This window comes from Pseudomonas fluvialis, from assembly GCF_002835605.1.
GTDB classification, from domain to species: domain Bacteria; phylum Pseudomonadota; class Gammaproteobacteria; order Pseudomonadales; family Pseudomonadaceae; genus Aquipseudomonas; species Aquipseudomonas fluvialis.
In genome coordinates this window covers 212,687-231,639 of sequence record NZ_PIYS01000003.1, presented here as the reverse complement: position 1 = coordinate 231,639, position 18,953 = coordinate 212,687, and the positions used below count along the sequence as shown (strand labels likewise).

The following is an 18,953-nucleotide window of genomic DNA, read 5'->3' as shown; positions in this document are numbered from 1 at the left end:
TTGGAGCCAAGCCATGCCCAAAATCATCGTCAAGCAAGCCTTTCCCTTTGCGGTAGACGGCCTGCATGTCGTCACTGTTGAAGAAGGCGAGCAAGAAGTCAGTGACCGCTGCGCCGAAGTGGCCATTGAGCATCTCAAGGTTGCCGAACTGGCCGGCGAAGAAAAGCCGAAATCCAAACCCCGCACTGGGGGCAAAGCATGATTGATCTCGCCACCGTGAAGGCGCATCTGCGCGTCGAGCACGCCGACGAAGATCAGCTGATCCAGAGCTACATCGAGGCATCCCTCAGCGCATTCGAGGCCTGGACAAACCGCACCCTGGTCGCCAGCGCAGCAGAACTGCCTGACCCAGCAGGCAATGCCCTGGTGATCAGCAAAGCCATTCAGCAGGGCGCACTCATGCTGATCGGCCACTGGTATGCCAATGCCGAAACCGTAGTGATCGGCACGATTACAGCCGACCTGCCCATGGCCACGCAGGCGCTCTGGCGTCCGCATCGCTGGATGAACATCTAATGAGAGCAGGTCGCTTGCGGCATCGCGCCGCCATCCTCAGCCTCGGCGCAGATCTGCAGCCAGTAGACCACGGCTCCCGCTGGGTCAGTATTCGCGCTAAAGATAACGGCGACGTAACGGCACCAACCGGATTGCGTTCTACCGCACTGGTTGAGGTTCGCGCCCGTTACACCAGCGAGCTGCAGCAGGGCCGCTACCTGCGTCACGGAAACCGGCTGCTCTACATCGCCAGCGCCCCCCGCGACCCGATGGGCAATCGCGTCGAGATGGTCATGAGCTGCGCCGAACTCACCGGCCAGGCCGCCACTTACGTCTCCGCGCCAGGCGCCACGGCGCTGCCTTGCCGGGTGTTCCTGGCCTATGGCGTCAGCCGACCTGGCCAGTTTGCCGGCGCGGTGGAATACGTGACCGAGCTGGAGGCTGCCGTAGTTGAGGTGGGCCGCCCGGAGCCTGGTGCAGTGTTCGAGATCGATGGCGTGGCCTGGCGAGTGGCGGGCCTGGTTGAAACCGAAGACGACCGTGTTGTGCGGCGTATGTGGGTGAAGCGCCTATGAGCATTGAGGTCAGCCTGCCGTCAATCGAAGGCGGCGCTGCCGCGTTCGGCATCGACGAAAAACGCTATGCGCGCATGCAGATCAACGCCACAAACCGCGCGGCGCGCTGGGTGAAGCGCGTGCTGCTGGTGGAGCCATTTTCGGCTGCCACCGGGGTGCGGCGCGTGATCTTCAATGACCGCATCCGGCTCGACCTGGCCAACAATATGCAGGCCGAGGCGCGCATCGTTCCATCATCCAAGGGCATTCCGGCCCGCAACTATCGGCACCGAGCGGTGGCAGTGGGCGGTTCAAACGTGCGCGGCCGCGTGCTGGTGGACTGGCTGCAGGGGGAAAAAATTGCGCCGGGGTTCATCAACCTGTCCAGCGCTCGCAAGTTGCCGCTAGCTACTCGCAGCGTACAGGAGCGGAACATAGCTGCCGGCACGCGCAGTCCTGGGCGCACGCAGTATCGCTATGACTACCAGATACCCAAGGACGCCAGCGGGCCCTCGCCGGCCGCCTTGTTTCGGCAAGCCGTGACGGATGCTACCCGTGAACAGGCTGCCGAGCGCTTGGCGTTCGAGTTCAACCTGGAACTGGATAAGGAATTGTTCTGATGCAGCTCATAGCCACACGCATCACCGATTGGCTGGCAGCGCAGCTCAGCCAGATCACCAGCCTGAATGGCTACCCGTTGGCATTGGCTGACGTACACGTCGGGCGCTTCTATGAGGACCTGCCTCAGGGTGCGCCGCTGCCCCTCGCCACCGTTGTGGCCGCCTCTACCAGTGATGCAGTTACCCCCGATGGCGTCGTGCTCTCTGGCCGGCGGGGGCGTGGCTATCAGGTGGAGGTGGTTGTCAATTTCGACCAGCACCCCGGCGTCGAGCGGCATGCGCTGCTGGATCAGATCGAATGGGGCATCGGTCGAGCTGTGCGGCAACCGCCCCCCGCTGAACTGCGCGGGCTGTTGCAGAGCGTCAGCTTGGGTGATGTGCAGTTCAACTACCCGGCGCCCGGGCATTCCATAGCCATCGTGCAGGCACAGGTAGCCACCGTTTTCATCGAGCAATACCAACCCTAGGAGGGTGCTATGTCCACCATCAAAGCAGAAAAGGCCTTCACCTTCCGTGAGGGGGGCAAGGTCAAGGTTTACCAGAAAGGCGATGACCTGTTCGGCGCCGCTCTTACGCATGCCCAGGCGCAGGGTTTTGCAGCAAAGCCCAAGCCGGAAAAGGCCGCTGCGGAAAAGCCCGAGCCGGAAGCCAAGGCCAAGTAACCCACGCATCGTCCCCGTCACGCCCCGCAATTTCTGGCCATTGGCCATTCCAACCCCGAGGAAATCTCTATGATCACCGTTCAAGACGCCAGCCTGATTGGCTATGGCGACATCTTCTCGCGCGCCTACCAAACCCAAAAGGCCTTGCTGCCCTGGGGCAACACCAGCGAACTGAAAATTGCACACACCGAGGATCAGCAATCGCTGCCCAACTACATCACCGGTGCTGGCAATCGCAACACCGCCAGCCGTGTGACCGGCGTTACCGCCAGCTTCACCCTGTATGACGTAAACGCCCGCAACCTGGCTATTGTTGGGCGTGGCACCGTTCGAGGCGTATCCGCGGGGGTCGTCTCTACCCCCGAGGCGCACGTGTGCGAGGGCCTGCCGGGTGAGCTGATTCCGTTCGATAACCTGCCCGACCTGTCGACGGCGGTCGAGATCAAGAGTGCGGATGGCCTCATTACCTATACCCCTGGCGAGCACTACCTGCTGACGCCCTACGGCATCCAGCTTACCAGCGGTACCACCATCACCAGCGCCGGTATCACGGCGACCTACACCAAGCTCAAGGCGGATGTGGTGGAGATGCTCACTACGGCGCAGGTCGAGCTGGAACTGTATTTCGCCGGGCTGAACGCCGCGCAGGGCGGTGCACCGCAGCCAGCACGCCTGCGTCGCTTCAAGCCGCAGTTGGCTCAGGAAATTCAGCTCAGCGGCACGCAATACGCGGCCTACCAGGTAACTGGCGAGCTGCTGGCCGACATGCTGGTGACCGAGCCAGGCATGTCGCAGTTCTACAGCCTTGGCATGAAGGCAGCAGCGTGATGGCAGCGAGCCCGGCGTCTTGCCGGGCTCGCGCCCTGTTCATCTGTGCTAGATTCCTGCTCACATTAATCCTGTGGGAGGGAGCCCGATGAAATGTCCAAAATGTAGCTACGAGCCAACAATGGCTGAGATGCAGCAGAACCCTGACTGCTGCCCAAGCTGCGGTGTTTACTATTCCAAGATCGCGGCTCGGGAAACTGGTGCCGCTATCAAGGCCCCGGCCGTTAAGGTCACCTTTTCGCAGTGGGTCAACTCTAACCCAGCGGTTAAGTGGATCGCTGCGCTTGTTGTGGGGCTTGTCGTTGGTTACTTCGCTGGGCGTGAACACGTCAAATACGAGATCCGCAGTGCCATGGCTGAGTCTCTTGCTGGTCTGGGCTCTCTGTTTAGTGGCGATGCCGATCCCAAAACTGATGCGAACAAGCCAAAGCCCTCTGTTCCTGCGCCGAAAGTCGCGCAGAAAGATGCCCCGGTAACGGCGCAGCTGCTGAACAAAGGCTTCGTTGAAGGTAAGTATGGCCAAAGCCAGATCACGACCGACTTTATTTTTACCAACCAAAGCCCTGATGATATCCGGGCGTTCGATGGGGTCATTTTCGTTACGGATCTGTTGGGCAACCATATTATCCGCATCAACATCGCCGTGAATGAACTGGTGACCAAGGGCTCGCCTCTCGTTTGGTCTGGCGGGATCGACTACAACCAATTCCTTGATCGGCACCAGCGCTTCAGAAACGAGCCGCAGGAGAATCTCAAGATCTCGTTTGAGGTCAAAAAGGTTCTCTACGCTGACGGCCGGCTTGAGCAGTTCTAGCCACCCCCAATGTTTATAGAAACCCGCTTCGGCGGGTTTTTTATTGCCCGGAGAAAAGCAATGTCCGTCCGTGATCGCCTGATCCAGCTCACCCTGCGTGCGCGCAACTTCCTGAGCGGGGACATTGAGCCGGCGACGGAGTCTATGCAGGCGCTGGCAGAAGAGGGGCGCAACCTCAAGGCCGCATTGGATGAGGCCGGCCGGGCGCGCACGTTGGTGCGTACCCTGCGTGATAACCAGTTGGCCACAGAGAGCCTGGCCCGCGCCCAGGCAGACGCCCGCGCCACGCTGGATGACCTGACCCGTGAGGTGGCTGACAACGCTACCGCGACAGCCGGTCAGCGCATTGCATTGCGTGAGGCGCGGCGCACGCTCGAGGAGGCCGAGCGCGCCTACAAGAAAAACCAGCAGGCCATCCAAAATACGACCAGCGACCTGAAAAAGTTGGGCGTGGATACGGACAACGTGGCGGCTGAAGAAAAGCGGCTGACCACTGAGCTGGCTGAAAATAAAGAGGCGCTGGCCAATAACCGAGACGCTATCAAGCAGAAGCGCGCCGAGGAAAAAAAGGCAGCTGATACTGCCAAGGATCACGCAGCACGGATTGATGCAGCCAAAGGCGTCATGGCTGATGCTGGCCGCAAAGTGTTGGCGTTTGCAGCGGCCTACATCTCGCTGAATGCGGCGTTTGGTTTGGTGCAGCGCGGGTTGAATCTGGTGGCGGGCGGCATCCGCTCGATGCTGGCGACGGGTGATCAGTTCGAACTGCTGGACAAGCGCATGGCCTCGCTGATGGGCAGCGTGGCAGGCGGTGAGCAGGCGACAGCGTGGATCCGCGACTTTGCTAAAAACACCCCGCTGGGCCTGACAGACGTTACAGAGGCTTTTGCGCTGCTCAAGTCCTACGGGCTAGACCCCATGGACGGCACACTGCAGGCGCTGGTTGATAAAAACGAACAGCTCGGCGGGGGCATGGAGCGCCTGCAGGGTATTGCCTCGGCCCTTGGCCAGGCCTATGCCAAGCAGAAACTGCAGACCGAGGAGATTTTGCAGCTCGTCGAGCGGGGCGTGCCGGTTTGGAGCCTGCTGGAAAAAGTCACCGGCAAGAACGCCGCTCAGCTGCAGGAGCTGGCCAGCAAGGGGCGGCTCGGTCGTGATGTGATCGCGGCACTGACCAAGGAAATTGGCGCCAGTGCCCAGGGTGCTGCCGCTGAAAACATGGGCACGCTCACCGGCCTGATGAGCAACCTGTCGGACACCTGGACCGATTTCCTCGGGCGAATTGCCAAGAGCGGCGCGCTGGATTACGCCAAGCAGCAGCTTGCCGGCGTGGCTGAGTACATCGAGCAGATGGACCGGGATGGTCGGCTGGATCGCTTGGCGCAGGGGTTGAGCGATGCGTTTACGCAGGGTGCTGAGCGGGTTGGGGCGTTCATAAAAAGCCTGGCTGGCGTCGATTTCAACAGACTGATTGATGACAGCGCAGCCTGGTTAAGCGACTTCACCGGCAAAATCGACACAGCAACTCGGGCTGTTACGTTGTTGGCTACGCCGTTTCGCTTGGCGGCCAATGCGGCGACTATGTTCCTTTCGGTTTCGTTGGGGGCGTTCTCGGTATTTGTAACGGCTGCAGTCAAAAGCATGCGCGTGGTGGCCGAAGCTATCCCTGATGCTTTTGGTGGCGATAAAGTCCGCGCGGCGTTGAAGGGCACTGATGCCGTAATCAGTGAGTTCCAAGAAAAGCTGCTTGGGCAGATCAAGCAGGACGCTAAGGACATGGCGTCGGCGGTGTCTGGTGCCTGGGATACCACCACCCAATCTGCAGTTAAAAACGCCAAGGTGCAGCAAGAGGCTGCGCAAGCCGCCGAAAAGGCCAAAGCGGATGCCGCGCAGGCCACTGCTGACAAAGTCTCCGAGCTGAATGAACGCTTTGCCGCGCAAGCGATTGCTGCGGCGGCTACGGGGCAGCGCGCTATTGAGGGCATGGCTGATGCCCTGCAGTTGATCAACTCGGCCTCGACGGTCGAACAACTGGAAGCCCTGCGCCGTGCCACCCTGCGTGCATTCAGCGAGGGCCGGCTGAGCATTGAGGAGTACCAGCAGGCCACCGGGGTACTGAATGGCCGGTTCAAGGAACTGGGCAGCGCAGCCGGCGGAGCGGCCGGGCTGGTCTCCGACCTCGACGATGCCCTGGGTGACCTGGCCTCGGTACAGGCGGCCATCAGCAATGCCAAAACCGATGTCGACATCAACGCCATCCGCGCCGCCCTGCGGACGCTGTACCAGGATGGCGCGATCACTGCTGCCCAGTACAACGAGGAGCTGAAGAAAACCAGTGACCGGCAGAAGGAACTCAAGGGCGCAGTCGAGCAGGGCGCCAAGGCTCAGCAGGACAAGAACAAGGCCGACGAGGAAGCTATCGTCACCAGCGAGCAGCTGCGCCGCGAAAGCGGCAAGCGCATGGAAGCGGAGCGCAAGGCCAGCGGCGAAGCGATGGTGCGCCGCCGCAAGGACGGCGATGATGCCAAGCGCGACATGTCCGACATGGAGAGCTTCTTCGGCGGTGTGATGACCCGGGCTCGCGAGCCGCTGGCCGCGATGAGTGCGGCGGCGCTGGAGGCCTATGACCGGCTGCGGGGTATCAGCTCGGCCAGCCCGAGCATCGACACCAGCAGCCTGGAGGCTACCAGCGCCTCGCTGGGTCGGGTCAGCCAGCAGCTGGGCGAAGTGCAGAAGGCTTTGTCCAGCCCGTTGTCCGGGCCGTTTGGCCGCTGGATGCTGGAAACCCAGCAAGCCAGCCTGCAGACCCAGCAGGCGTTCCTCAGCCAGAAGGCCAGCCTGCAGAGCCTGTTGCGCAGCTATGAGCGGGGCGGCATGAGCGCTCGCTCGTTTATCGAGCAGGCGCGCAATGCCAAGGTCGCTATGGGCCTGCTGGATGACTCCGACCTCAGCGCGCTGGAGTCGGCCATTGCCTCGGCGCAGCAGCGCATGCAGCAGATGGCCGAGAGCACGCGCAGCACGCTGTCCGGCCTGCAGGATGAACTGGACGGCCTGCAGGGGCGGCAGGATGACATCGAGCGCCGCCGGTTTGCCGGCCGTCGCCGAGAGCTGCAGGCCCAGCTGGCCGAGGCCCAGGCCGGTGGCGATTCTCAGGCGGTGGCCAACGCCAGCCGGGCGCTGGGCCTGTTGCGCCAGATCGAAAGTGAAAGCGAGGCCAAGCGCCAGTCCGAGGCCCAGCGTGCGCGGCAGGAAGAGCAGACCAAGGCCAAGGAAGCCAAGCCGGCTACGACGCAGGCCGAGGCGCCCAGCAAGGTAATCCGCCTCGAGGTGCCCGGCCGGGCTCCGGTGGATGTGGCTGTGCGCTCGACAGACGATGAAACCAAGCTGCTCGGCATCCTCGAGAGTGCCGGGCTGAGGAGCCTGTAATGCCGCTGACGCTCGATAGCGTAGGCCTGGCCGCCGACCCCGAGCTGGGCGGCGACCAGTTGGAATGGGTGGATGAGTGGGACTGGGACCCGGTGGCGCAGACGCAGGATCGCAGCCTCACCGGGGCGCTGATCATTCAGGAGGGACAGAAGCACTACGGCCGTCCGATCACCCTTAGCAGCAACGGCGGTGCCTGGTTCACCCTGGCCACCGTGCGACTGCTGGAGGCACTGCGCGACCAGCTGGGCATTGTGATGCTGCTCACCCTGCCCACGGGGGGCCAGCACTACGTGACCTGGAACCGCGCTGCAGGTGCCCCCGTTCAGGCCACGCCGCTGTTTCGCACGGTAAACCCCGGCCCGGACTGGCTCTATGAGCTGACCCTGCGGCTGATCACGGTGCCGCCGCCCCCGCCGGCGCCAGGCCCGTAACCCCATCGAATCTCACAACCCGCCCCGTGCGGGTTTTTTTACGCCTGGAGACTGGCATGCCCATCAGTGCAACGGACATCAAACTGCTCAAATCCCAGCGCCTCACCGACGAGGACGATGGCGGCGGCCGCGCCACGGGCGAGGCGGTAATCGACGGGCAGTCCAACAACCTGTTCCCGGATATCAGCCGCCTGGATCGCACCACCGGCCGCATTGGCCTGCGCAAAGCCTACGGTGGGCCGGTGACGGAAACCGCCGAGCCGTACCTGGGTGCCCACGCCATCATCACCGACGCCCCGGCCGACCCGCGTGTGTCGGTGCTGCTGTTTGCCACGGGCAGCCATACCGATGAGCGCCGCCATGCGCGCGATGCCATCGAAAGCTACGTGGCAGCCGCCAGCGGTGCGCCGTTTGAACTGCTGGGTACCCAGCTGGCCGGGCAGCGCGCCATCGTGGGCGTGCAACGCGAGGAGCAGCGCGAACCCGAGGTGGGCGACGTGTTCCAGCTGGTGGGCGTCAATGGCACCCAATACGTGCGCGTGACCGAGGTCGAGCGGCGCCTTGAGCAGTTCATTTTCGACTACGGCGGCGGCAACTTCATGCCGTTCACCCGCCGCCGGCTGGACATGAAACTGGCCGGGCCGCTGCTGTATGCGTTCCCCGGTGGCCAGCCTACGCCCTCCGGTACCACCGGCACCGCCATCAACGGCCAGCCCAAAGCCCAGGTGCTGAGCACCCAGGTGGCCGATGCCGCGCGCTATTACGGCATCAACCCGCTGGCCGAGGCTGTCAGCCAGGGCGCGCTGTCGCTGCGTGTGCAGTCGGTATACAGCCAGCTGGTACCCAGCACCACGCGGGAGTCCGCGCTGGTGGATCTGCTGGGCGGTTACCAGCGGGCGGTGGCCATTCCCGCCGGGCCGGCCCGCACGGTGCCGCTCACCGTGGGCGCGGGTGCGCTGGCCGGGGAATCCCGCACGTTCCTCGGTACCGGCTGTGCGCCGGGCAGCCTGACCCTGGTGGCCAATGGCGGCACCTATACCGATGACCGTACAGGCGGCCTGCGTTATGCCTCCGGTACCAACTGGGCCACTGCCGGGCGGGTGGACTACCAAACCGGCGAGATCACCCTGACCCGCACCGGCACCAGCTGGACGGGCAGTGCCACGGCCACCTATCAGCCGGGTGCGGTCGCCACCGGCGATACCATTACCGGCGAGGTAGAGGTGCGCCTGGGCAACCGCGGCTACGTGTACACGCTCAACCTGGCCGCCGCCATTCCGCGCCCCGGCACCCTCAGTGTCAGCTACATGGCCCTGGGCCGCTGGTATGAGCTGCGCGACCACGGCGATGGCCTGCTGGTGGGTGAGGGCGCCGGTACCATATCGTTTGCCACGGGCTCGGTATCGGTGACCCTCAACGCGCTGCCGGATGTGAACAGCTCGCTGATCTACAGCTACGTGAGCAGTGCCGATGCGGCCATCACCCAACGCACCGGGGCCAGCGTGACCCCGCTGCTCGAGGTGCGCCATGTGCTGGGTGCGGGCGTGCTGCCCGGCTCGCTGGAGATCACCTACCAGGCCGGCAGCACCACCCATACCCTGACCGACAACGGCCAGGGCGTGCTGAGCGGTAGCGGCGGCAGCGGCACGGTGGCCTACGCCAGCGGCGAGCTGATCATGCTGCTGGCCACCACCCCCACAGCGGGCATTGCCTACAGTTGGCAGTCCGGCGCGGTGGCGGGTGCCTCGTTGAGTGTCACCAGCGATGGCAGCGGCATGGCTCAGTTCACGGTGCCTGGCGCGCCGCATAAACCGGGCTCGCTACAGGTGCAGTGGGTGACCACCCAGCGCCAGGCCGCGCCGGCTATCAACTGGCAGGTGATCCAGTCGGGCAACGTGCTGCCGGTGTATGACGGCACGCGAGATATCAGCAACGTGGCCAGCGACAACGGCAGCGGCGGCTGGCAGGGCGGCCGCCTGGGCAGCATCAACTACAGCACCGGCGAGTGCACCCTGCAGGTGGCGCGCCTGTATGACTACGTGGAGTACACCTACAGCAACCGCTCCATCCCCGGGCCGTATGGCAGCAGCTCGCAGCCGGTACTGGTGAGCACCACCGTGCAGCTGCGTGAGCAGTTTGGCGGGGCGCTCACTGTGGCTGCGCAATCGGCAGCGGTGAGCACCCTGCCGCAAACCGCCAGCCAGGCGCAGCCGCCGCTCACCATCAACCTGCTGCCGGCGGTGGCCGAGGCCATTGTGCCCGGCAGCCTGTTGTTCAGTTGGGCCGGTGGGGTGTACTGCGACCGGGGCGGCATGCTCTATCGCGACATCGCCAGCGCTACCAATGGCGGCGTGGCCGTGGGCAGCGTGGACTATGCGGCCGGCACGGTGACGCTCACCAGCTACCCCGGTGGCGCAACCGGCGCGGTAAACGTGCTGGCCTGCCTGACAGCCGGCAGCGGGTTTGCCGTAACGGCCGCCACCTGGCGCACCCCCGGCGCACCGCTGCGCCCGGCTAGCGTGCAGGTTACCGCCGTGCGGCTGGATACCGGCGCGGTGGTCACCGCGACCAGCAACCTCAATGGCGACCTCAACGGCGGCATCATCCACGGCAGCGTGGATGCCGCTACGGGCATTGTGCGCGTGCTGTTCACGGCTGACCCGGATGACACCAGCGGGGCCAGCGACGTGCCAGTCATCCCGCTGCTGCTGCGTTACAACGGCGTGGTGCAAACGCGGTTGCCGCTGGATGCCGGGCTGCTGGGGCTGGACCCCGTGCGTCTGCCGGCTGATGGCCGGGTGCCGGTATACCGGGAGGGCGATGTGCTGGTGATCCACCACACCGCTGAAACCCCGGTGGCCAGCCCCGACCCGGGGGCGGTCGTGAGCCTGGCCCGCCAGGGGCAGGCGGATATCCGCGTGGTGGATGCTGCCGGTACCGTGTTGCGGGCGGCCTCCTACAGTGCCGATCGCGCTGCCGGTACCGTCACCTGGGGCAACCCGCTGGTGCTGCAGGATGAGCAGGGCAACCCGCTCAGCCTGCCGCTGATCATCCGTGACCGCGTGGAGCACATGACCCTGTGTACCGAGGTGCAGATCACCGGCCAGCTCGGCATCAGCGCACCGCTGCCCTGGGATATGCCAGCCGGGGCGCAGGTATCCAGCGCACTGGCCTGGGGTGACCTGCAGGCGCGGGTGCACACCTGGTTTACCCAGCAAACATGGAGCCAGGGCGCGCCTAACTGGGGCGACACTCCGGCAGGCAACACCACCACGGCGCAGTACAACTCGCTGGCGTACCCGCCGGTTATCACCAATGCCGGCGGCATCGCCGGGCGCTGGGCGCTGGTGTTCACCTCGGCCACCGCGTTCAACGTGGTCGAGGAACGGCTGGGGGTAATCAGCACCGGCAACACCAGCAGCGACTGCGCACCCATCAACCCGCTCACCGGGCAGCCCTATTTCACCCTGCGCTGGCAGGGCTGGGGCGCTGGCTGGGCGGCGGGCAATGCGGTGCGCTTCAACACCGACTCGGCCCTGGGGCCGATGTGGATCATTCGTACAGTGATCAGCGGGCAGGGCACGGTCGACGATGACCAGTTCCGCCTGCAGGTCAGGGGAGATGCAGACTGATGACAATTCGCGTCTATTCCAGCCTGGACACGGGGGCGCCAGCGTTGCCGTCAACTAGCAATCAGACGTTTTACGACAACCTGCGGCTGGTTTTGCTCAGCTGCCTGGTGACGGGGTATGGCAGTCAGCAATCTGCCGGCTGGGAGCTGGTGCATGATGTGCCGGGTGGTTTTTCGCTAAGTAATGGCGAAGGCATAATAAATTTTGTGCAAAGCGGCGTCTCGACGGCGGCGATTTATTTGCTGGAGAGTGTTAGCGATGCCTCAGCCGCCCTCTTGGTAGGTGCAAATCGGCGCTCAGGACCATGGGTAGATGGTTCGGCAGTCAGCGAACGGCAGTTTTATTACGGAGAGACGTTCCGCACAACATATGCAAATAAGGCGTGGTTGGTAGTGGCGGATGCGAAAACAGTCACGGTAACTATGTACGCGCTAGACCTCAATCTGGATGCAAACACCGGCGGCGCGTACGCCCTGCATTTTGGCAGATTTTATCCGGCGTTCGGTGGGTCTGGGTTTTGCGCGCTGGGTGGCGATACCAGTCTATCGGGGTGGCCGCATATGGCGCGCCCGAACATCACCGCGCCCGGAACAGTGCTGCGCAATCCGTTTACCGGCGTGATCGATCAGGGGCCTGCGCCTGGATACCGTATGGCGTTAGCCCCTCAGTGCGCATCCGTTAGCCGTACGTTACGCCAGCGAGTGGAGCCTGGGCGCCTGCGGTTAATCAGGGCCGCTATCGCTTGCCGTGGTGCGGGATTGAGCGGCTCGGCCGGGAGTCAGCTGGATGCTCATGCCGGCGTTCTGCGCGGAATTGTGTTTGATCCTGCGCTGACTGACTGTCGCTTGAGCCTGATTTTAACGGCTCTGGGAATTTCCTCGCCAAACCTGAATCAGCGGCTACAGCCCATCTCGCTGCCGGATGGCACTCAGTTGATATCGCTCTACGCCGCCGAGCCCGATCTGGGCGCATTCGTATCTCTCAATCCTACTGACTGGTAATAATAATGATCACGACCAGAGCTAGAGAGGTGCTGCTCCCGGCGCTGCCTGGTATTAGCATTACGGTGAGCATGACGCGGGAGGGTGAGGTTACGGCTCCGAAAAAAACGGCGCTGTTGCTTTCGCCTCAGTTGGTGCTGTTGGCGGTTTTTGAAACTCCACACCAGATGGCACAGCATTTTCTAGCCACCTCTGTAGCAGGGCCGTGCATTTTGCTGGCAACCGATCTCACCCCGCCGCGCCGCGCTGCCGCGAGCTACCCAGAGATAGTGGGCGATATCGTGCTCGAGCTGGATCTGAACGATGGCACGGGTGGTGGCGGTGCTGGCCAGCCGGCGGAGCTGCAGGCTCAGGTGCGTCTGAGTCAGCAGCCCGCCGAGCGCCCGTTGGTAGCACTGGGCCGTTCTACGGAGGGGGTCTGGCAGGTAGTGGGTGCCGGGCAGAGCGATGCGGGCGGTGTCGCCGTACTGGACCTGCGAGTAGCCCCGTCTGCCAGTGTATATGCTGTTGCGGTTGATGACTGGGGGGTTGCCTACCAGCCTGGGCTGCCGGTGGTCGTCGGCCAGCGTATCCGCCCCAGCCAGTTTGCCGGCTGGCTCTACCAGGTCACTGAGGCGGGCACGCTGCCGGCGAGCGAACCCGTGTGGTGGCCCGCCGAGGGTGACAACGCTCCCCGCCAGCTCGGCACGGCGCGAGCCGTGGCCGTGCGTTATTACCAGCCGCTGGCCCACGGGCCTGTCCCTGTCGAGGTGCTGTGATGCTGACTGCAGAGGTAGCGGCAGGCTGGTCTGCCGCCCGCCCGGCTGGGCCACCGCCCGTGATAGCCAGCTGGCGGGCTACCCAGTCCTGCGATGTACAACGGCAGGCCAGCTGGCGTACCGCCCAAGCGGCCGAGCAGGCGCTGCGTGCCCGCTGGGCGGCCAGCCAGGCGCAGGATGCCGCCACCGGCGTGCCCTGGGCCACCGCCCTGGCGCGGCTGGATGGGGCGACGGCTGCCCTGTGGGCCGCCAGCCGGGCGGTAGACCTCAGCCTGCAGGGCCGTTGGGACGCCAGCCTGCGCCCGGTGGATGTACGTCTGCTGCTGATCTACAACCCGGCACCCCCGGCACGGGATAGCAACCACACCCTGCGCACCCGGCGCAGTGACGAAACCGGCCCGCGCCGCAACGCGGCCAGCGTCATCAGCGCGGGGCTGTATGTGCCGGGCAGTGGCCCGCTGATGTTCGAGTTTGCTGGGCGGCCGTATTTCCCGCCGACCTCGCCGGAGGTGTTTTTTGATTTCCGCTACACCCCGCCCGTGGCGCGCATCCAGCCGGTTGATAGCGACGTGGCGGCGCGCTGGCGGCCGGCGCGCACCCTCAACCTGGGCATGGCTGTGCCCTGGGGTCGGGCGCGTGCACTCGATGGTGCGCTGACAGGTATCGCCTACCCGGACTACCCCGGGCCGGTTAAACCCCTGCCGCCGCCACCCCCTGACCCCGAAATACTGGATGCCTACATGATCGCCAACACCGTGACCCTGGTGGTGCTGCCGTCGCGCACGCCTATCGAGGCCAAAAACCTGCGGGTGGCGCTGGATGCCGACAGCTACAGCTGGTCATTCAGTGCCGAAATTTTTACCCGCGCCGCCCTCGAGCTGGTGCGCCCGGATGCCAGCGGCGGGCGCGAGGTCGAGCTGGATATCAACGGCTGGCGGTGGGTGCTGGTGGTCGAGCGCTACAGTCGCCAGCTGCGTTTCCCGACCGAGGCCTACACCATCACGGCATCCACCCGCAGCCAGTTGCTGGCGGCACCCTATGCGCCGGCACGCACGGCGCTCAACGCCGCGCCCATCAATGCCGCCCAGGCCGCGACGGAGCAGTTGCTGTACACCGGGTTTACCCTGGACTGGCAGGCCACCGACTGGACATTCCCGGCGGGTGCCCTCAGCTACCAGGGGCAGACCGCCATGCAGGTGATCGCCCGGCTCGCCGAAACGGTGGGGGCCATTGTGCGGCCTGCGCCGGATGCAGATGCCCTCGAGGTGCTGCCGCGCTATCCGGTACCGCCTTGGGAATGGAGCCAGGTGGACGCACCGATCAGCCGCATCATCCCGCCAGTGATGATGACCGAGCTGTCTGGCGAGTGGACGCCGCAGCCCGCCTGGAATGCCTGCTACACCAGCGGTACCGCGCATGGCGTGAGCATGCTGGTGCGCCGTGCTGGCACAGCAGGCGACAACCCGGCGCCGGATGTATATGACGACTGGCTCACCGGCCAGGCCGCCAACCAGGCGCGGGGCACGCACGAACTGAGCCGGGGCGGGAATATCGAACTGGTCGGCATGACCATGCCGCTGTTCCCGCACCACGATGATCACGGCGTCGGCCTCATCCTGCCCGGGCAGCTCTGCCGGGTGCCGGAGGAGACAGGCCCGTGGGTGGGGCTGTGCCTGGGCGTTGAAATCAGCTCCTCGGGTACCGGCGCCGCCGATGTGCGGCAGCAGATCAAACTGGAGCGTAACCACACATGGCAACCGTAAATCCCTGGCGCCGCTTCATCGGCCTGCTGCCCGGCGGGGTACGCACCGTGGCCGAGGTGGTGGCCATCGACAGCACCACCGGCCTGTCGCGTGTCGCCCTGCGCACCGGCACCCAGGTGAGCGTGCGTGGCACCGATGTACCCGTGGGCACCCGCGCCTACATCGCCGACGGCGTCATCACCGGCCCGGCCCCGGCGCTGGCGCATTACGACGTAGACGTGTAGCCCGTCCAAACCCACTCAACCAGCCCGCCCTGTGCGGGTTTTTTATTGCCTGGAGAAACCATGACAACGCTATCCCGAATCCGGGAGCAGGCCATCCGGCCGGCTCTTGCGCTGCTGCCTGCCCGCATGTCGGGCCAGCAGGCTGAGGTGCTGCTGCTGGCGATCGGCCTGCAGGAGTCGCTGCTGATCCATCAACGGCAGATCCGCGGCCCCGCCCGGGGGCTGTGGCAGTTCGAGCAGGGCGGCGGTACCGCTGGCGTACTGAGCCACGTACAAACCCGCGACCTGGCCGCCCAGGTGTGCCGCGCCCGGGGTGTAAACCCAACGCCAGCTGCCGTGCAGGAGGCGCTGGCCGGCGAGGATGACGCGCTCGATGCCGCGCTGGCCCGCCTGCTCATGTGGACAGACCGCCCGCCACTGCCTGCCCTGCAGGACGTAGAGGGCGGCTGGCAGCTCTACCTGCGCACCTGGCGCCCTGGTGCCTACACCCGAGGCACCCCGGCCCAGCGCGCCGAGCTGCGCGCCAAATGGGGCCGCAACTACGCCGCCGCCCTGCGTGAGGTGCTGCCATGATCCCTGATCGATACCGCCTGGCGGCGGTGGGGGTGCTGGTGGCTGGCGCGCTGCTGGCGGCTGCCTGTGCCGGTGCATGGCTCAACGGCCTGCGCTGGCAGGCGCGCCTCGCGGTCGCCGAGCGGGTGCATGCAGACACCCTCGCAGAAATCAGCCGCGCAGCTGCCACCCAGCTGGCCACACAACAGGCCGCCCAGCAGCGTCTCACCCAGGCGCTGTCCGCCGTCGACAACCAGCACTACCAGGAGCTAACCCATGCGCAACAAACGATCGACCGCCTGTCTGCTGATCTGGCTGGCGCTCACCGCCGGCTGTCAGTCCGCCTCGCCGCTCCAGCTTGTGCCGGTGGAATGCCCGGCAATGCCGACCCCGCCCGCCTGGATGATGGAGCCGGAGCCCGAGCAGACCTACACCCAGCAACTGCAGCAGGTGTTGTCCGAGTAACCGGCCGCGCCGACCAGTGCCGCGCTCGCCTCACCGCCCTGCAGGACTGGGTTCGTACTGCCACCGCAAAACCGTGACCCATCGCACGCCCCGCAGCTGCACTGTGGGGCCCATCACCTACGCTCAGGCAACCCACAACCACGGAGGTTTACCCATGGGCTATCTCGTACTCAGCCGCCGCCCTGGCGAGACTGTGCACCTCACCATCGCACCCGGCACAGACCCCGAGCGTCTGCTACGCCAACTGCGCGACGGCATCTCCATCACCCTGATCGACAGCACCGGCCACGCCGCCCGCATCGCCATCGATGCGCCGCCGGCGGTGACCATCATGCGGGGTGAGTTAGTGACCGACAGCTGCGTGTGCTAACTCTAGGCCTCGGCGGCAGCTGGCCAGCACGTTGCTGACTGCCTGAGGCGAGCATCCTGCTGCTCTGGCTGCCTCTGCGGGCGTTAGCTGCTCCACCAGCACCAGCCGTGCCGCTTCTTGGCTCGCGCCGCCGCGCAGGCGTAGCAGCTCAGCCAGGGCGGAAAACTGTTCCGCCGTCATCAGGCGCGCCCTGGCGCGTGGCTGTACGTCTGGCCGGCAGCATCCTCGGCCTGCACCTCGGCGAGTAAATCCTCGGCCACCGGGTCGGTGTTGCCGCCACGCTCGCGGTGGGCGCAGTACCAGCCGATCAGCAGGCCTGCGACGTTGTCCTCTGGGCCCTCGCGCAACAGCTCGACGGGCAGATTGCTGGCGCGGCAGATGCGCTCGATCACCGCCCAGTCGAAACTCACCGCGCCGTCAGCGTCGCGCGCCAGTCGCAACTCGCTGAAATCCATGTCATCCGGTATGGCTATTCTGGCGCTCTGTTGCTGCATATAGGTCTCCACGGCGGTGGTGATGTAGTCGGTCAGCCGCTGGCCGGCGGCGCGCGATGCGCGAACCCAGAGGCCTTTGGTGGCCGCCGGAATGCGCAGGTGGATCAGGGAGTCGGTCATGGTTCAGCCCAACGAGGAAGCCCGGGCAGAGCCGGGCTTTGACGGTCACTCGCCGCGAACGTGCGCGCGATACCAGCGGCGGCAGATGGCCTCGAACTGCGCTTGATCATCGCCGTCATATGAGAGTGTGGATCCCATGGTGCCGCCGCCGCTGCAAATCTGGCAGCCCAAGGTGCCCGACTTCCCGTTCAGGTCGGCAAAGATGTAGCTGGCGCCAGGGCGAGAGAAGGTGATGGTGCGGCCCAGCTTGCGAGAGTTGATTTGCATTTCCATGATGTTGCTCCTATCAGGAATCCCGGTTCCGCCGGGGCGGTGGTTGGCGCTGCGCCTTCCATGGGTCTTAATATACACGCTTAAACGTGTAACGCAACGCCGAGAACGACCGCTCGTCGGGTTTGGTGTTCATGCCAGGGGCGGGTGATCGCGTCAGGCGAGCTGCCGGATGTCGGGCCACTCGGCAACCCAGGCAGCCCATAACTGCGGGTAGCAGCGCGCCCACTGTTGCCAGGCGCCATGCCGTCGAATCGCATCGGCGCTGGTGCCGATGGTGGCAAAGGCCACCTCTGAGCGGGCGCGCTCCGGGTCGTCGGCCAGATCGTAGATGCGAAGCCTGGGCAGGTCATGGGTCAGCATGTATGCCCAGACGTCGGCAGGCTGCCAGTGAGCGATGGGCAGCAGCTGTGCTGCGCTTTGCGTCATTGGTTTTCTCCTCTTTGGTGATGCCAGCCATCAAGAGCGCTGGCAGAAACGCGGGGTTACCGCGCACTTTCTGGAGCTGCGATTCCCACTCGGGGGCGCAGTCCATGTTCTTGGTCATCCGGGCATGGTCTCGGTACAAGCCGTACCAGATGCTGGCCTTGGCGAATCCAGCCCGAAGGATTGGCAGCATCGTGTCGATGATCTTCAGTAGGTCGCGAAGGTCGCAGTCGATATGCTGGCTGATGTCGTAGTCTGGGCAGTGGACATAGAGACCGAAGCGCCCGACCGTAGCGAGGCGCGCGCGCGCCCATAGGCGTATCTTCACGTCCGTGGTCAGCACCGCACTGACCGGCGTGTCCGGCGGCAGGTCGGCGATCTCACGGATGATCGTCAGCCATGGCCGCTTATCCTCGACAACCGACTCCAGGCTGATTACTGCCTGCTCGAATCGGGCAGGGACGGCGATGTAGTTGCCTGGCTTGCCCTTGCCCATGCCATACATCCATGCACAGCCTAGGCAGGTGTGAGTGCCTCCGAAGCGGAACGACTCGGAGTGATTAGAGAACGCCTTGCTGTCGATCTCGCTGATCGCCACGGCCTCGCCGTCTATGGCTGTGCCGCAGGTCGAGCAGATTCCGATGGATGGGCTGAGCTTGTACTTTTCATTGGGACGCGGGCAGCCTGCAGCCGTCCACGCGAGTTGCGGGGCTGTGAGCATGTTGTGCTCCTGTCGGTTTTATGAGGTGGCGACAGTCGTCACCGGGAAGCAGGGCGCTTTACCTGTGCGGTCACTGTAAGAAAATACAGTTGCAAGTTGTTGATTTTTCTAGTGCGCCCGCTTGTTTTTGAAGTACCAAAAAACGTGCGGATTCCCTTGTAAATCAGTTGCTTGCGTTTGGCTGGCCGGCACCTTGACATGGTGGGGGTCGTTGGTTCGAGTCCAATTGTGCCTACCAAACAAAACCCGTCTAGCGCGGGGCTTAGAAGGGCGACCCATAAGGGTCGCCCTTTTTGCTTTGCATGGCCTGGAAAAACCTCATCTGCT

Annotated in this window: 22 protein-coding genes; 18 read left to right on the top strand and 4 right to left on the bottom strand. The window is 64.6% G+C overall.

Annotated elements, in window-relative coordinates; translation table 11 throughout:
* The first annotated feature begins 13 nt into the window (after positions 1-13).
* The 18 genes from CW360_RS02885 (at position 14) to CW360_RS02800 (ending at position 16,595) form a co-directional block, all read left to right on the top strand.
* Complete coding sequence (locus CW360_RS02885; protein ID WP_101192688.1) at positions 14-202, top strand: hypothetical protein; 189 nt, start codon at positions 14-16, stop codon at positions 200-202.
* Entirely contained in the window at positions 199-516 is a 318-nt protein-coding gene (locus tag CW360_RS02880) for a head-tail connector protein (protein WP_101192687.1), read from the top strand. Before CW360_RS02885 ends, CW360_RS02880 begins: the two co-directional genes overlap by 4 nt.
* Complete coding sequence (locus tag CW360_RS02875) at positions 516-1,070, top strand: head-tail adaptor protein (protein WP_101192686.1); 555 nt, start codon at positions 516-518, stop codon at positions 1,068-1,070. Before CW360_RS02880 ends, CW360_RS02875 begins: the two co-directional genes overlap by 1 nt.
* Positions 1,067-1,669 (top strand): hypothetical protein, encoded by a 603-nt coding sequence (locus CW360_RS02870; RefSeq protein WP_101192685.1) that lies wholly within the window; start codon positions 1,067-1,069, stop codon positions 1,667-1,669. The genes CW360_RS02875 and CW360_RS02870 overlap by 4 nt, the downstream gene beginning before the upstream one ends.
* Entirely contained in the window at positions 1,669-2,136 is a 468-nt protein-coding gene (locus CW360_RS02865) for a hypothetical protein (protein ID WP_101192684.1), read from the top strand. The genes CW360_RS02870 and CW360_RS02865 overlap by 1 nt, the downstream gene beginning before the upstream one ends.
* Positions 2,137-2,145: 9 nt before the next feature.
* Complete coding sequence (locus tag CW360_RS02860) at positions 2,146-2,331, top strand: hypothetical protein (protein ID WP_101192683.1); 186 nt, start codon at positions 2,146-2,148, stop codon at positions 2,329-2,331.
* A gap of 69 nt (positions 2,332-2,400) precedes the next feature.
* Entirely contained in the window at positions 2,401-3,159 is a 759-nt protein-coding gene (locus tag CW360_RS02855; protein WP_101192682.1) for a phage tail tube protein, read from the top strand.
* A gap of 121 nt (positions 3,160-3,280) precedes the next feature.
* Positions 3,281-3,973, top strand: coding sequence for a hypothetical protein (locus CW360_RS02850; protein WP_101192681.1), 693 nt, complete (start codon positions 3,281-3,283; stop codon positions 3,971-3,973).
* 60 nt (positions 3,974-4,033) lie between these two features.
* Positions 4,034-7,399 (top strand): tape measure protein, encoded by a 3,366-nt coding sequence (locus CW360_RS02845; protein ID WP_101192680.1) that lies wholly within the window; start codon positions 4,034-4,036, stop codon positions 7,397-7,399.
* A complete protein-coding gene (locus CW360_RS02840) occupies positions 7,399-7,830 on the top strand; it encodes a hypothetical protein (protein WP_101192679.1) in 432 nt (143 codons plus the stop codon). The genes CW360_RS02845 and CW360_RS02840 overlap by 1 nt, the downstream gene beginning before the upstream one ends.
* Before the next feature lie 56 nt (positions 7,831-7,886).
* A complete protein-coding gene (locus CW360_RS02835) occupies positions 7,887-11,462 on the top strand; it encodes a hypothetical protein (RefSeq protein ID WP_101192678.1) in 3,576 nt (1,191 codons plus the stop codon).
* Positions 11,462-12,463, top strand: coding sequence for a hypothetical protein (locus tag CW360_RS02830; protein ID WP_101192677.1), 1,002 nt, complete (start codon positions 11,462-11,464; stop codon positions 12,461-12,463). The genes CW360_RS02835 and CW360_RS02830 overlap by 1 nt, the downstream gene beginning before the upstream one ends.
* Positions 12,464-12,744: 281 nt before the next feature.
* Positions 12,745-13,221 carry a hypothetical protein gene (locus tag CW360_RS02825; protein ID WP_170307345.1) on the top strand — a complete coding sequence of 159 codons (477 nt, stop codon included), beginning with the start codon at positions 12,745-12,747 and terminating at the stop codon, positions 13,219-13,221.
* Complete coding sequence (locus CW360_RS02820) at positions 13,221-14,984, top strand: hypothetical protein (RefSeq protein WP_101192675.1); 1,764 nt, start codon at positions 13,221-13,223, stop codon at positions 14,982-14,984. Before CW360_RS02825 ends, CW360_RS02820 begins: the two co-directional genes overlap by 1 nt.
* A complete protein-coding gene (locus tag CW360_RS02815; protein ID WP_101192674.1) occupies positions 14,972-15,208 on the top strand; it encodes a hypothetical protein in 237 nt (78 codons plus the stop codon). Before CW360_RS02820 ends, CW360_RS02815 begins: the two co-directional genes overlap by 13 nt.
* A 60-nt stretch (positions 15,209-15,268) precedes the next feature.
* Positions 15,269-15,781, top strand: coding sequence for a hypothetical protein (locus CW360_RS02810; protein WP_101192673.1), 513 nt, complete (start codon positions 15,269-15,271; stop codon positions 15,779-15,781).
* Entirely contained in the window at positions 15,778-16,302 is a 525-nt protein-coding gene (locus tag CW360_RS02805; RefSeq protein ID WP_101192672.1) for a lysis system i-spanin subunit Rz, read from the top strand. Before CW360_RS02810 ends, CW360_RS02805 begins: the two co-directional genes overlap by 4 nt.
* A gap of 77 nt (positions 16,303-16,379) precedes the next feature.
* Complete coding sequence (locus CW360_RS02800) at positions 16,380-16,595, top strand: carbon storage regulator (RefSeq protein WP_101192671.1); 216 nt, start codon at positions 16,380-16,382, stop codon at positions 16,593-16,595.
* 179 nt (positions 16,596-16,774) lie between these two features.
* Here CW360_RS02800 and CW360_RS02790 read toward each other — a convergent pair whose 3' ends face one another.
* The 4 genes from CW360_RS02790 to CW360_RS02775 form a co-directional block, all read right to left on the bottom strand.
* Positions 16,775-17,209: a hypothetical protein gene (locus tag CW360_RS02790; RefSeq protein ID WP_101192669.1), complete on the bottom strand. Its 435-nt coding sequence runs from the start codon at positions 17,207-17,209 to the stop codon at positions 16,775-16,777.
* Between the two features lie 45 nt (positions 17,210-17,254).
* A complete protein-coding gene (locus tag CW360_RS02785; protein WP_101192668.1) occupies positions 17,255-17,482 on the bottom strand; it encodes a hypothetical protein in 228 nt (75 codons plus the stop codon).
* 153 nt (positions 17,483-17,635) lie between these two features.
* Positions 17,636-17,842, bottom strand: coding sequence for a hypothetical protein (locus CW360_RS02780; RefSeq protein WP_101192667.1), 207 nt, complete (start codon positions 17,840-17,842; stop codon positions 17,636-17,638).
* The gene (locus CW360_RS02775; protein WP_101192666.1) at positions 17,829-18,626 is read right to left on the bottom strand and encodes a hypothetical protein; all 798 of its coding nucleotides are present in this window, start codon (positions 18,624-18,626) and stop codon (positions 17,829-17,831) included. Before CW360_RS02775 ends, CW360_RS02780 begins: the two co-directional genes overlap by 14 nt.
* Between the last annotated feature and the right edge of the window lie 327 nt (positions 18,627-18,953).

Coding starts and splice junctions, on each gene's coding strand:
- CW360_RS02815 (WP_101192674.1), top strand. CDS start 14,972: ATGGCAACCGTAAATCCCTGGCGCCGCTTCATCGGCCTGCTGCCCGGC.
- CW360_RS02865 (WP_101192684.1), top strand. CDS start 1,669: ATGCAGCTCATAGCCACACGCATCACCGATTGGCTGGCAGCGCAGCTC.
- CW360_RS02785 (WP_101192668.1), bottom strand. CDS start 17,482: ATGGAAATGCAAATCAACTCTCGCAAGCTGGGCCGCACCATCACCTTC.
- CW360_RS02870 (WP_101192685.1), top strand. CDS start 1,067: ATGAGCATTGAGGTCAGCCTGCCGTCAATCGAAGGCGGCGCTGCCGCG.
- CW360_RS02855 (WP_101192682.1), top strand. CDS start 2,401: ATGATCACCGTTCAAGACGCCAGCCTGATTGGCTATGGCGACATCTTC.
- CW360_RS02820 (WP_101192675.1), top strand. CDS start 13,221: ATGCTGACTGCAGAGGTAGCGGCAGGCTGGTCTGCCGCCCGCCCGGCT.
- CW360_RS02780 (WP_101192667.1), bottom strand. CDS start 17,842: ATGCTGACCCATGACCTGCCCAGGCTTCGCATCTACGATCTGGCCGAC.
- CW360_RS02775 (WP_101192666.1), bottom strand. CDS start 18,626: ATGCTCACAGCCCCGCAACTCGCGTGGACGGCTGCAGGCTGCCCGCGT.
- CW360_RS02805 (WP_101192672.1), top strand. CDS start 15,778: ATGATCCCTGATCGATACCGCCTGGCGGCGGTGGGGGTGCTGGTGGCT.
- CW360_RS02880 (WP_101192687.1), top strand. CDS start 199: ATGATTGATCTCGCCACCGTGAAGGCGCATCTGCGCGTCGAGCACGCC.
- CW360_RS02885 (WP_101192688.1), top strand. CDS start 14: ATGCCCAAAATCATCGTCAAGCAAGCCTTTCCCTTTGCGGTAGACGGC.
- CW360_RS02790 (WP_101192669.1), bottom strand. CDS start 17,209: ATGACCGACTCCCTGATCCACCTGCGCATTCCGGCGGCCACCAAAGGC.
- CW360_RS02835 (WP_101192678.1), top strand. CDS start 7,887: ATGCCCATCAGTGCAACGGACATCAAACTGCTCAAATCCCAGCGCCTC.
- CW360_RS02840 (WP_101192679.1), top strand. CDS start 7,399: ATGCCGCTGACGCTCGATAGCGTAGGCCTGGCCGCCGACCCCGAGCTG.
- CW360_RS02860 (WP_101192683.1), top strand. CDS start 2,146: ATGTCCACCATCAAAGCAGAAAAGGCCTTCACCTTCCGTGAGGGGGGC.
- CW360_RS02875 (WP_101192686.1), top strand. CDS start 516: ATGAGAGCAGGTCGCTTGCGGCATCGCGCCGCCATCCTCAGCCTCGGC.
- CW360_RS02800 (WP_101192671.1), top strand. CDS start 16,380: ATGGGCTATCTCGTACTCAGCCGCCGCCCTGGCGAGACTGTGCACCTC.
- CW360_RS02845 (WP_101192680.1), top strand. CDS start 4,034: ATGTCCGTCCGTGATCGCCTGATCCAGCTCACCCTGCGTGCGCGCAAC.
- CW360_RS02850 (WP_101192681.1), top strand. CDS start 3,281: ATGGCTGAGATGCAGCAGAACCCTGACTGCTGCCCAAGCTGCGGTGTT.
- CW360_RS02830 (WP_101192677.1), top strand. CDS start 11,462: ATGACAATTCGCGTCTATTCCAGCCTGGACACGGGGGCGCCAGCGTTG.
- CW360_RS02810 (WP_101192673.1), top strand. CDS start 15,269: ATGACAACGCTATCCCGAATCCGGGAGCAGGCCATCCGGCCGGCTCTT.